Genomic DNA, 11,999 nt, shown 5'->3' with positions numbered 1-11,999 from the left:
CTGCCCCGGTGAACGCGCGCGACGGCCTAACGGTCGATCGCGCGCGCACCATGCGCCGCACGGCCACCGGCCTGCTGGTGCTGATGGCGGCGGTGTTCCTGGTGGCGCGCCAGTACCAGGGACTGCATCCGGCGGTGGGCTATGTCCTCGCCTTTGCCGAGGCGGCGATGGTCGGCGGCCTGGCCGACTGGTTTGCCGTGACCGCGCTGTTCCGCCGCCCGCTCGGCCTGCCGATCCCGCACACCGCGATCGTGCCGGAAAACAAGGACCGGATCGCCGATACGATGGCGACCTTCCTGCGGACCAATTTCCTCACCCCCCAGGTCGTCGCGCGGCGGCTGCGCGGCACCAATATCGCCGCGGCCGTGGGTGGCTGGCTGGCCGATCCGCAAAGCGGCGGGGGCGGGCGGGTCCGCGCCGGGGCGGCCGAACTTCTGGCCCAGGTGCTCGAATCGCTCGATCCCGACCGGCTCGGCAACCAGGTCCGCGGCGGGCTGTTCCGCCAGCTTGACCGGCTGGAGGTTTCGCCGCTGCTGGGCCAGATGCTGGGCGCCGCGATCGCCGACAAGCGGCACATGCCGGTGATTGAATCGCTGGTCCGCTGGGCCGGCCTCACGCTGGAAGATAACGAGGCACTGGTGCGCGACCTGATCCACACTCGCGCCAACGCCATCCTGCGCTGGACCGGGCTGGATGAACGGGTGGCCAATTCGGTGCTCGACGGGCTCTACAAGCTGCTGGCCGAAGTGATCGTCGATCCCGATCATCCGCTCCGCGCCAAGATCGAGGAAGGGCTGGCCCAGCTCGCCAGCGATCTGCAGTCCAACCCCGAAATGCGTGAACGGGTCGAGCGGCTGAAGGGCGAGCTGATCGCCAATCCCGCCGTCTCGGTCTGGTGGCAGGGGGTGTGGGAACGCCTGCGCACCGGCATGCTGGAACGGCTGCGCCGGCCCGAGGGTGAGATCGGCGGCCAGATGGCCGAGGCGCTGGCCGAAATGGGTCGCCACCTGCGCGATGATCCCGCGCTCCAGGCCCAGATCAACCGCTTTGCCCGCCGCGCGCTGGTCGGTGCGGCCAGCCGCTATGGCGACCAGATCGTTCGGCTCGTCTCCGAAACGGTCAAGCGCTGGGATGCCAGCACGGTGACTGACCGGATCGAAAGCGCCGTCGGCCGCGACCTCCAGTTCATCCGCATCAACGGCACCATGGTTGGCGGGCTGGTGGGGGTGACGATCCACGCACTGGACCAGCTGTTGTGACGGTCACACCAGCTCCTGCGCCGCTCCTCACCACCGCGCGCTACGAGTTGTGGCAGCCGCGGGCCGATGACCTGGCCGACCTGTTCGACCTGACCCGTGACGAGGAAACCCGCCGGTTCCTGGGCGGCTTCGTGCCGAGCGAGGCGGACAGTTTCGCCCGCCTGCTGCGCAATGCCGGGTCCTGGGCGCTGTGGGGCTATGGCACCTTTATGGTCCGCCGCCGGGGCGAGGCGCGGATCGTGGCCAATTGCGGCGTGTTCCGCAGCCATCGCGGCTTCGGAGCGGAGCAGGGCCTCGATAATGTCCCCGAAGCCGGCTGGATCGTCCACCGCGACGCCTGGGGCCAGGGCCTCGCCAGCGAAGTCATGCCCGCCGCGCTTGCCTGGTTCGATGCAACGCACGGTCGCCAGCGGACCGCCTGCATGATCGAGGAAGGCCACGGCGCGAGCGAGGCGATTGCCGCTAAGTTGGGCTTCGTGCGCTACGGCACGCAGCAACCAGACAGCGGCGCAGCGCTTGGCCTGTGGGAGCGAATCTAGGCCAACAAAAAAGGCCCCGCTTGCGCAGGGCCTTTTCCGTGTTTCGCGCTATCGCCCGGTTCAGAGCTTCCCGGTCAGTTCCGGGACGGCGTTGAACAGGTCGGCGACGAGGCCGATGTCCGATACCTGGAAGATCGGGGCGTCCTCGTCCTTGTTGATGGCGATGATGGTCTTGGAGTCCTTCATGCCGGCGAGGTGCTGGATCGCGCCCGAGATGCCGACGGCGACATAGACTTCGGGGGCAACGATCTTGCCGGTCTGGCCGACCTGGTAGTCGTTGGGGACATAGCCCGCGTCGACCGCCGCGCGGCTCGCGCCGACGCCCGCGCCCAGCTTGTCGGCCAGCGGGAAGATCGTGGCCTGGAAGGTCTCCGCATCCTTGAGGGCGCGGCCGCCCGAGACGATGATCTTGGCCGAGGTAAGCTCCGGACGCTCGCTCTTGGCCACTTCCGAGCCGACGAAGCTGCTGGTGCCGGCGGCGCCAGGGCCAGAGACGGCTTCGACCGCAGCCGAACCGCCGGTCGCGGCAGCCTTGGCAAAGGCCGTGCCGCGCACGGTGATCACCAGCTTGGCATCGCTCGATTCCACCGTGGCAATCGCGTTGCCGGCATAGATCGGACGGGTGAAGGTCTTGGGGCCTTCGACCGAGAGGATGTCCGACACCTGCATCACATCCAGCAGCGCGGCGACGCGCGGCGCCACGTTCTTGCCGGTGGTGGTCGCCGGCGCCAGGAAGGCGTCGTGACCCGCCATCAGGCTGGCGATCAGCGGGGCGACGTTTTCGGCCAGCGCGTTGGCATAGGCGGCATCGTCGGCCACATGGACCTTGGCCACGCCGGCGATCTGCGCGGCGGCGGCACCGGCGGCGGCGCAATTGTGACCGGCGACCAGCAGGTGAACTTCACCCAGCTGCGCGGCGGCGGTGACGACGGCCAGGGTAGCATCCTTGACCGAGGCGTTGTCGTGTTCGACCCAAACGAGCGTCTTGGCCATCAGGCGACTCCCATTTCCTTGAGCTTGGCGACGAGGGCATCCACGTCGGCCACCTTGATGCCGGCGCTGCGCACCGGCGGTTCGCTGACCTTGAGGGTCTTGAGGCGCGGCGCGATGTCCACGCCGTAGTCGGCCGGGGCCTTGGTGGCGAGCGGCTTCGACTTGGCCTTCATGATGTTGGGCAGCGAGGCATAGCGCGGCTCGTTAAGCCGCAGGTCGGTGGTGACCACGGCCGGCAGCGCCAGCTTCACGGTTTCCAGACCGCCGTCGATCTCGCGCTTCACTACCACATGATCACCTTCGACGGTGACTTCGTTGGCGAAGGTGCCCTGCGGGCGGCCCATCAGCGCCGCGACCATCTGGCCGACCTGGTTCGAATCGTCGTCGATCGCCTGCTTGCCGGTGATGATCAGGCCGGGGGCTTCCTCGCCCGCCACGCCCTTGACAATCTTGGCGACCGCCAGCGGCTCAACCTCGGCGCCATCGTCGACCTGGACGAGGATCGCGCGATCCGCGCCCATCGCCAGCGCCGTGCGCAGCGTTTCCTGGGCCTTGGCCGGGCCGACCGACAGCGCCACGATCTCGGTCACCACGCCCTTTTCCTTCAGGCGAATGGCTTCCTCAACCGCGATCTCGTCGAACGGGTTCATGGACATCTTCACATTGGCGAGATCGACACCCGTGCCATCGGACTTAACCCGCGGCTTCACGTTGTAATCGATCACGCGCTTCACGCAGACCAGGGCTTTCATCTGTCAGCCTTTCGCTAAGCAATGTTGCATCGCGGCATTACTGCCGTTTACGTAAACGTCAACTCCCAAGTCGACCGGTGTCACGCCACCGCGCGGACTTCGGCGACGATCTTCTTCGCGGCATCGCCCAGGTCGTTGGCGGGGACGATCGGCAGGCCCGAATTGGCCAGGATGTCCTTGCCCTGCTGGACATTGGTGCCTTCGAGGCGAACCACCAGCGGCACCGAGAGGTTCACTTCCTTCGCCGCGGCAACGATGCCTTCGGCGATGATGTCGCACTTCATGATCCCGCCGAAGATATTGACGAGAATACCCTTCACCGCCGGATCCTTGAGGATGATCTTGAAGGCCGCGGTGACCTTTTCCTTCGAGGCGCCGCCGCCGACGTCGAGGAAGTTGGCCGGGAATTCGCCGTTCAGCTTGATGATGTCCATGGTCGCCATGGCCAGGCCCGCGCCGTTGACCATGCAGCCGATGTTCCCGTCGAGCTTGATATAGGCCAGGTCATATTCGCTGGCTTCGAGCTCGGCCGGGTCTTCTTCCGTAGTGTCGCGCAGTTCCATCAGATCCTTGTGGCGGAACATCGCGTTCGAATCGAAGCCGACCTTGGCATCGAGCACGTAGAGCTTGTCACCCTCGGCAGTCGGGCAGACGGCCAGCGGGTTGATCTCGATCTGCTCGGCATCGGTGCCGAGGAAGGCGGCATAGAGCCCGGCCAGGATCTGCGCGGCCTGCTTGGCCAGGTCGCCCGACAGGCCCAGCGCCTTGGCCACGGCGCGGCCGTGGTGCGGCATCAGACCGGTGGCGGGGTCGATCGTGATGGTGTGGATCTTTTCCGGGGTGTCGTGCGCGACGGTTTCGATGTCCATCCCGCCTTCGGTCGAGGCGACTACGGCAATCCGGCTGGTGGCGCGATCGACCAGCAGCGCCAGGTAGAATTCCTTGCCGATATCAACGCCATCGGTGATGTAGAGGCGGTTGACCTGCTTGCCGGCTTCGCCGGTCTGCACGGTGACCAGGGTGTTGCCCAGCATGTCCTTGGCGTGGGCTTCCACTTCTTCCAGGCTCTTGGCCAGGCGCACACCGCCCTTGGCATCGGGGCCCAGTTCCTTGAACTTGCCCTTGCCGCGCCCGCCGGCGTGGATCTGGGCCTTCACCACATAAAGCGGCCCGGGCAGCTGCTTGGCCGCGGCAACGGCTTCTTCGACCGACATTGCGGCAATGCCCTGCGGCACGGCGACGCCGAACTTCGCGAGCAGTTCCTTGGCCTGGTATTCATGGATGTTCATGCGCGTTTCCTGCACTGGGGAGTGGCCGCGTGCGGGCCGGAAGTGTCATGGCCCTAAGCACAGTGCGGCCCACTTGAAAAGGGCCTTAATCGGGCGGTTAACTGCGGATTTTGATGCATGGCGGCTTGCCAAGGCGGCGCGGCATCCACAAACCGGGGCGAATGATCGACCGCGCGCGCCTTGAAGCCATTGTCCGCGAGGCCGGGCGCATCGCGCTCGATCGCTGGCCCGGCCATGGCCATGCGCTGGAAGCCTGGGAAAAGGACGCCGGCAGCCCGGTGACCGAAGCGGACCTGGCGGTTGATGCATTCCTCAAGCGCGAGCTTTCGGCGCTGCTCCCCTCGGCCGGCTGGCTGTCGGAAGAAACGATCGATGCGCCCGAACGGCTGGCGGGCGGGCTGCTGTGGCTGGTCGATCCGATCGACGGCACCCGCGATTTCATGCGCGGCCGGCCGGGCTGGGCGGTGTCGGTGGCGCTGGTCAGCTCGGGGCGGCCATTGATCGGCCTGCTCTGCGCTCCGGCGCGTGATGAGCTGTGGGTGGGCGAGGCCGGGCAAGGCAGCTGGCGCAACGGCGAGCGGCTATCGGCCAGCCGCCGGACGGAGTTTGCGGGATCGCGTGTGCCCGCCGAGGCCCTGCCCAAGAGCGACGCCGACCTTGTCAGCGTTTACCAGCCCAATTCGATCGCGCTGCGCGTGGCAATGGTGGCGGCGGACGAGGCGGACCTGGTGGCCACACTGCGGTGGGGCTATGAATGGGATATCGGCGCCGCGGCGTTGATCGCGCGCGAAGCCGGGGCGGCGGTGACCGATGCCTTTGGCGAGCCGCTCAATTACAACAAGCGCGATCCGCGTGCTTTTGGCCTGCTGGTTTCGGCCCCGGCGATCCATGCTGCCGCGGTCGAGCGCCTGGCCGATCGGGCCAGGGCGCTCGCCGGATAGCAGGCGTCAGCCCGCCGCGCGGGCGGCCTGCACCTCTTCCTGGGTGACGGGCACGATCTTGATCTCGACCCGGCGGTTCTTGCGGCGGCCATCCTCGATATCGTTGGAGGCCACCGGCATGGTCTCGCCAAAGCCCTGGCTGCGGATGCGGGCGGACGGAACCCCGCGGGCCATCAGGTAATTGGCCACGGTTCGGGCCCGGTTTTCCGAAAGCGTCTGGTTATAGGCGTCCGATCCGGTCGAATCCGTGTGGCCGTAAACGTCGATCAGGCTGTTGGGATACTTGATCAGGCTGTCGGCCACCGCATCCAGCGTGGTGCGGAATTCGGGCTTCAGGGTGTAGCTCGCCACGTCGAAGGTGACGCCATCGGGCAGGTTGACCAGGATCGCGCTGCCATTGTCGGTCTCGGTCACATCGACCCCGGAGCCGGCGGTCTGTTCCTTCAGCTCCTTGATCTGCTTGTCCATGGTATAGCCGATCGCGGCCCCGGCGATCCCGCCGATCCCCGCACCGACGATCCGGCCGGTCTTGCCGCCGATCAGGCCGCCCAGCAGCAGGCCGGCCAGCGCGCCTCCGGCCCCGCCGATTGCGGTGCGCGAAACCTTGCGCTCACCGGTGTTGGCGTCGGTGACGCAGGCCGAAGTAGTCAGTAACGCGGCAGCGGCGAAGCTCGATACGAGCAGTCGGGACTTCTTCATGTTGCCATCCCCTTCATGAATGCAGACAAGTCTTGGCCTTCGGCTCATGAACATGAATGAATCGTGGATGGCCCGCCCTGTCAACGCGCCTTGTTGACGCACCTTCCCGGAGAACTGGCCGCGCCCCCTTCGCGCAGGGGCCGAATCCTGCTAGCTGACGGACCATGTCACCCTTTCCCTGGTCCGATGTGCTGATCATCGCCGGCCTGATTCTTCTGAACGGCCTGTTTGCCATGTCCGAACTGGCGATCGTCTCCGCCCGCCCCGCGCGCCTGCGGCTCCAGGCCGAACGCGGCCATGCCGGGGCGCGCGCCGCGCTGACCCTGGCCGAGGATCCGGGCAAGTTCCTCTCGACCGTGCAGATCGGGATCACCCTGGTGGGGATCATCGCGGGGGCCTATTCGGGTGCCAGCCTGGGCGGGCCGACCGGCGAGCGGCTGGCCGCGCTGGGCTTGCCGGAACGCTACGCCGACGAAGCCGGCTTTGCCCTGGTGATCGCGCTGACGACCTATTTCAGTCTGGTCATTGGCGAATTGGTGCCCAAGCAGGTGGCCCTGCGCGCGGCTGAACCAATCGCCATGCTGGCCGCGCTGCCGATGGCGCTGGTCGCCCGCGCGACCGCGCCGTTCGTCTGGCTGCTCGATCGCTCCTCGGCGCTGCTGCTGCGGCTGCTGGGGGTGCGTCACAAGGGTGAGGCAGGCGTTACGGCCGAGGAACTGCACATGATCTTCGCCGAAGCGACCCGTTCCGGCGCGATCGAGGAGGACGAGCGCCAGATCATGACCGGGATCATGAAGCTGGCCGACCGTCCGGTGCGCGAGCTGATGACCCCCCGGACCGAACTGGATACCATCGACCGCCGCGCCAACGAGGACGAGCTGCGCGCCGTGATCAAGGCCAGCCCCCATTCGCTGCTGCCCGTGGCCGATGGTTCGCCCGACAACATCGTCGGGGTGCTCAAGGTCCGCGATGTCCAGGCCGCGCTTTTGGCCGGCAAAAAGGTGCAGATCGCCCGGCTGATGAAGAAGGCCGAAATCGTGCCCGACCAGCTCGATGCGATGGACGCGCTGCGCATCCTGCAGCAGTCGGGCGTGTCGATGGCGCTGGTCCATGACGAATACGGCCACCTCGAAGGGGTGGTGACCCCGGCTGACCTGCTCGAGGCGATTGTCGGCAGCTTTGCCAGCCATGCCGATATCGGCGATGACCCGCAGGTGGTGACCCGCGATGATGGCTCGCTGCTGATCGCTGGTTCCTATCCGGCCGATGCCCTAGCCGAACGGCTGGGGCTGGATCTGCCCGAACCGCGCGATTTCGCCACGGCGGCGGGCTATGCCCTGTGGGTGATGAAGAAGCTGCCGCACGAGGGCGAGCATTTCAACGACCAGGGCTGGCGCTTCGAAGTGGTCGATATGGACGGGCGCAAGATCGACAAGCTGCTGGTCAGCGAACTGGCCCGGCCGAAGCACGACTGACGCCTAGGCCGACCGCTTAAGGCGATGGGGCCGACGCGAAAGGGGCCCGCCGTTGCCGACGAGCCCCTTGCTATCCAGAGAAAATCAGGCGGTTCAGCTGCCGGCCACGGCCTGGGCTTCGCGGCCGTCACCCTGCGGGGCGGCGATGATGTCGCGGGTTACTTCGCCCTTGGCCACGGTGTTGGTCTTGGGATCGCCGACCGTCGAGCGGATCGCGGCGGCGGCGGTGCCGGCGCGACCGGTGGCAGCGCGTTCGATCTCGCTGCGCGGGGCGGGCGGGCCGAACAGCGCGTCCTGCGCCTGCTGGGCAGTGCTGCGATCCGAGGGGCGCGGCGCGCCGGGGGCCGGCGGGGTCAGCGCAAAATCGGGCGGAATCACCAGCGGCGCCTGGCGCTGCACGGCGAATTCGTCAGGCCGGTCGCGGTTGAACAGGCCCGTGCTGCCGCACCCTGCCAGCAGGGTGGCGGAACCGATCACGGCCAAAACCATTGAATTGCGGGCCAGGAACTTGCGCATTGTCTCAATTCTCCGTCACGGGAGCGCCCGTGTCATTCTTAGTGTCCGGCTTTTCGCTGATCAGGAAGCTGCGGGCAAGGATTATAACGACACCGATGGTGATCGCCGCATCGGCCAGGTTGAAGACCAGGAATGGCCGGAAATCACCGATATGAAAATCAGCGTAATCAACCACATAGCCGAATTTCACCCGGTCAACGATATTGCCCAGCGCCCCGCCCAGGATCAGGCAGAGGCCGAGGATTTCCCCCAGCAGTTTCTCGCGCATCATCCACACCGCGACGACCAGCGCGATTCCGGCGGTCAGCGCGACCAGCCCCCAGCGCATTTCCATTGACCGCGCGGTCAGCATGCCCAGCGAAACGCCGTAGTTTTCAACCCAGGTCAGGTCGAAAAACGGCAGAATATGGATGTTGCCGACCTGCCGCAATTGCAGCGGACCGATCATCAGCCACTTGAGCCACTGATCTACAACGAAGATCAGCCCGGAGAGGGCCAAGCCGATCACACGGGGGCGGGTAAACAGGCCCTTCATGCGCCCACCACGGTATCACAACGGGCACACAAGGCCCCGTCCGCCGTCACTTCGGGCAGATGGCGCCAGCAGCGGCCGCACTTGTGGTCGGTGGTGCGCGAAACGGTCACGCCCTCGCCTTGCCCGCGCACGACTTTCGCGGTGATGAACAGCTCGGCCAGATCGCCTTCGGGCGCATCCGCCGGCACGGTCACTTCGGCTTCGAGACCAGAGCCCAGCACCTTTTCCCGCCGCAGTGGTTCGATCGCTTCCAGTACCTGGCCGCGCAGGGCGCGCAGGGCGGCGAAGCGTTCGGCCAGGGCTTCGTCGAGCCAGGCCTCGGGCAGGTCGGCCAGTTCGGTCAGGTGGACGCTGCCGCTGTCGGGATAGCGGGTGGTCCAGACTTCCTCGGCGGTGAAGACCAGCACCGGTGCGGCATAGCGGACCAGCGCCTGGAACAGGTGATCGAGCACGGTGCGATAGGCGCGGCGCTCGATCCCGGCCGGATCGTCGCAATAGAGCCGGTCCTTGCGGATATCGAAGAAGAAGGCCGACAGGTCCTCGTTGCAGAAGTCGGTCAGCGCGCGGGTATATTCGTTGAAGTCGAAATCCCCGATCGCCCGGCGCAGCGTGGTATCCAGCTGCTTGAGCTGGCCGAGCATATAGCGCTCCAGCTCGGGCATCTGGGCCACGTCCACCACCTCGGCTTGGCTGAAGCCATCCAGCGCGCCCAGCAGGTAGCGGAAGGTGTTGCGCAGCTTGCGGTACTGGTCGGCCACGCCCTTCAGGATCTCGTCGCCGATGCGGTGATCCTCGGTGAAATCGACCGACAGCGCCCACAGCCGGATGATGTCCGCGCCATAGGTTTCCATCACCTTCAGCGGGTCGACCGTGTTGCCGACCGACTTCGACATCTTCAGGCCCTTGGCATCCATGGTGAAGCCGTGGGTCAGCACCGCCTCATAAGGCGCGCGGCCGCGAGTGGCGCAGGACTGCAGCAGGCTCGACTGGAACCAGCCGCGATGCTGGTCAGAGCCCTCCAGGTAGAGATCGGCCGGCCATTGCAGTTCCGGCCAGCGGCCCGATTCGAGCACGAAGGCATGGGTGCAGCCCGAATCGAACCAGACGTCGAGGATGTCGGTGACCTGTTCGTAGTCTTCGGCCTCGTAATCAGAGCCAAGATATTCCTGCGCGCGGGCGGCGGACCAGGCATCGACGCCTTCGGCCTTCACCGCCGCGATGATCCGGGCGTTGACGGCCGGATCGACCAGGTACTGGCCCGACTGGCGGTGGACGAACAGCGTGATCGGCACGCCCCAGGCGCGCTGGCGGCTGAGCACCCAGTCGGGGCGGCCTTCGACCATCGAGCCAATGCGGTTGCGGCCCTTTTCGGGGACGAAGCGCGTGGCGGCAATCGCGTCCATGGCATTCTGCCGCAGCGTCGTCCCGGGCTTGACCCGGGACCGCTGGCCGTCCTGCGCTTCCTCGCCACCGGTCCCGGCGTCCGCCGGGACGACGATCTTGTCCATCGGCACGAACCATTGCGGCGTGCAGCGGAAGATCACCTTGGCCTTGGAGCGCCACGAGTGCGGGTAGGAGTGCTTGTAATCGGCCGAGGCCGCCAGCAGCGCGCCGGTCTCGCGCAGGTCCGAACAGATCGGCCCGTCCGGCGCGTTGAACTTGGGGTTGATGACCGAGCCTTGCCCGCCGAGCCAGCCCCAGTCGGCGCGGTACTTGCCATCGCCCTCGACCGCGAAGACCGGCTCGATGCCGTGCGCCTTGCACAGCAGGAAATCGTCCTCGCCGTGGTCGGGTGCCATATGGACCAGGCCCGTGCCGCTGTCGGTGGTGACGAAGTCGCCCGACAGCATGGGGCGCGGCTTGGCAAAGAAGCCGCCAAGGTGGTGCATCGGGTGGCGGGCGATTGTGCCGGCGAGGTCGGAGCCTTGGTAAATTGTTACCTTGGTCGCGCCACTTTCGGGAGCACCAGTTCCATTTTGGTTGGCTCCGGTGCGAAGTGAGAGCGCGTAGCATAGATTCTCTGCGACTAGGTATCTGCGGTCACCGTAATGAACCAGAACGTACTCTATATCGGGCCCGTAGGCGATCGCCTGGTTCACCGGGATCGTCCACGGGGTGGTGGTCCAGATAACCGCATGCGCGCCGACCAATTCGGGGATCGGGCTCTCGACAATCTCGAACGCCACGTCGATCTGGGTCGAGGTGATGTCCTCGTATTCAACCTCAGCCTCGGCCAGCGCGGTCTTTTCGACCGGGGACCACATCACCGGCTTGGCCCCGCGATAGAGCTGGCCGCTTTCGGCAAACTTCAGCAGTTCGGCAACGATCGTGCCTTCCGCCTCGGGGTCCATCGTCAGGTAGGGCTTGTCCCAATCGCCGTTGATGCCCAGGCGCTTGAGCTGTTCGCGCTGGGTATCGACCCAGTGCTGGGCATAGGCGCGGCATTCGGCGCGGAACTCGACCGGGTCGACCTGATCCTTGTCGAGCTTCTTCTTGCGGTATTGCTCCTCGACTTTCCACTCGATCGGCAGGCCGTGGCAGTCCCAGCCGGGCACATAGGGCGCGTCCTTGCCCAGCAGGCTTTGCGTGCGGACCACCATGTCCTTCAGGATATGGTTCAGCGCGTGGCCGATGTGCATGTCGCCATTGGCATAGGGCGGGCCATCGTGAAGCACGAACTTCTCACGTCCGGCGCGGGCCTCGCGCAGCTGGCGGTAGAGGCCAATATCGTTCCAGCGCGCGAGGATGCCCGGCTCCTTCTGGGGGAGGCCGGCCTTCATGGGGAACTCGGTCTTCGGCAGGAAGACGGTGTCTCGATAATCGCGCGCTTCAGTCATAGCGCGCGGGCCTTAGCCGGGGCGGCGGGGTTGCGCAATTTTTTGGTTCGCACGACGACGCGAAGGGGCCGGACTTACCGCCAACCAATGTCATCCCCGCGCAAGCGGGGATCCATTCCGGCCCCGACGATGGATCCCCGCTTGCGCGGGGATGACACCTTTGG

General features: G+C 66.3%; 11 protein-coding genes. 4 read left to right on the top strand and 7 right to left on the bottom strand.

All coding sequences use genetic code 11. From position 1 onward, the window contains the following. The first annotated feature begins 50 nt into the window (after positions 1-50). Both O9281_RS08900 and O9281_RS08895 read left to right on the top strand, forming a co-directional pair. A complete protein-coding gene (locus tag O9281_RS08900) occupies positions 51-1,259 on the top strand; it encodes a DUF445 domain-containing protein (protein WP_298185021.1) in 1,209 nt (402 codons plus the stop codon). Further along, on the top strand, positions 1,256-1,798 hold the full coding sequence (locus O9281_RS08895; RefSeq protein WP_298184717.1) for a GNAT family N-acetyltransferase: 543 nt from the start codon (positions 1,256-1,258) through the stop codon (positions 1,796-1,798). Before O9281_RS08900 ends, O9281_RS08895 begins: the two co-directional genes overlap by 4 nt. Positions 1,799-1,858: 60 nt before the next feature. On the opposite strand, the gene O9281_RS08890 is transcribed toward O9281_RS08895, so the two are convergent. The 3 genes from O9281_RS08890 to sucC form a co-directional block, all read right to left on the bottom strand. Continuing rightward, positions 1,859-2,791 carry an electron transfer flavoprotein subunit alpha/FixB family protein gene (locus tag O9281_RS08890; RefSeq protein WP_298184715.1) on the bottom strand — a complete coding sequence of 311 codons (933 nt, stop codon included), beginning with the start codon at positions 2,789-2,791 and terminating at the stop codon, positions 1,859-1,861. Next, entirely contained in the window at positions 2,791-3,543 is a 753-nt protein-coding gene (locus O9281_RS08885; protein WP_298184713.1) for an electron transfer flavoprotein subunit beta/FixA family protein, read from the bottom strand. Before O9281_RS08885 ends, O9281_RS08890 begins: the two co-directional genes overlap by 1 nt. Before the next feature lie 80 nt (positions 3,544-3,623). After that, positions 3,624-4,832, bottom strand: coding sequence for an ADP-forming succinate--CoA ligase subunit beta (gene sucC, locus O9281_RS08880; protein ID WP_298184711.1), 1,209 nt, complete (start codon positions 4,830-4,832; stop codon positions 3,624-3,626). Positions 4,833-4,993: 161 nt separating this feature from the next. Here sucC and O9281_RS08875 point away from each other — a divergent pair, with 161 nt between their 5' ends. After that, entirely contained in the window at positions 4,994-5,773 is a 780-nt protein-coding gene (locus O9281_RS08875) for a 3'(2'),5'-bisphosphate nucleotidase CysQ (RefSeq protein ID WP_298184709.1), read from the top strand. A 6-nt stretch (positions 5,774-5,779) separates the two neighbouring features. On the opposite strand, the gene O9281_RS08870 is transcribed toward O9281_RS08875, so the two are convergent. Next, on the bottom strand, positions 5,780-6,472 hold the full coding sequence (locus O9281_RS08870; protein ID WP_298184707.1) for an OmpA family protein: 693 nt from the start codon (positions 6,470-6,472) through the stop codon (positions 5,780-5,782). Positions 6,473-6,636: 164 nt separating this feature from the next. Between O9281_RS08870 and O9281_RS08865 the strand changes: the two genes are divergently transcribed. Next, positions 6,637-7,947, top strand: a complete 1,311-nt coding sequence (locus tag O9281_RS08865) for a hemolysin family protein (protein ID WP_298184704.1) — start codon at positions 6,637-6,639, stop codon at positions 7,945-7,947. A 93-nt stretch (positions 7,948-8,040) separates the two neighbouring features. Here the strand turns inward: O9281_RS08865 and O9281_RS08860 are convergent, their stop codons facing one another. Genes O9281_RS08860 through ileS form a run of 3 tightly spaced genes read right to left on the bottom strand, consistent with a single transcriptional unit; the run spans position 8,041 to position 11,835 of the window. After that, complete coding sequence (locus tag O9281_RS08860; RefSeq protein WP_298184702.1) at positions 8,041-8,463, bottom strand: DUF3035 domain-containing protein; 423 nt, start codon at positions 8,461-8,463, stop codon at positions 8,041-8,043. 4 nt (positions 8,464-8,467) lie between these two features. Beyond that, positions 8,468-8,998 carry a signal peptidase II gene (gene lspA, locus O9281_RS08855; RefSeq protein WP_298184700.1) on the bottom strand — a complete coding sequence of 177 codons (531 nt, stop codon included), beginning with the start codon at positions 8,996-8,998 and terminating at the stop codon, positions 8,468-8,470. After that, positions 8,995-11,835, bottom strand: a complete 2,841-nt coding sequence (gene ileS, locus O9281_RS08850; RefSeq protein WP_298184698.1) for an isoleucine--tRNA ligase — start codon at positions 11,833-11,835, stop codon at positions 8,995-8,997. The genes lspA and ileS overlap by 4 nt, the downstream gene beginning before the upstream one ends. Positions 11,836-11,999: the final 164 nt, after the last annotated feature.

Source organism: Novosphingobium sp. (assembly GCF_027531025.1).
In the GTDB taxonomy this organism is placed as follows: domain Bacteria; phylum Pseudomonadota; class Alphaproteobacteria; order Sphingomonadales; family Sphingomonadaceae; genus Novosphingobium.
The sequence above is the reverse complement of the archived record's forward strand: the minus strand, read 5'-3'. Positions and strand labels throughout refer to the sequence as shown.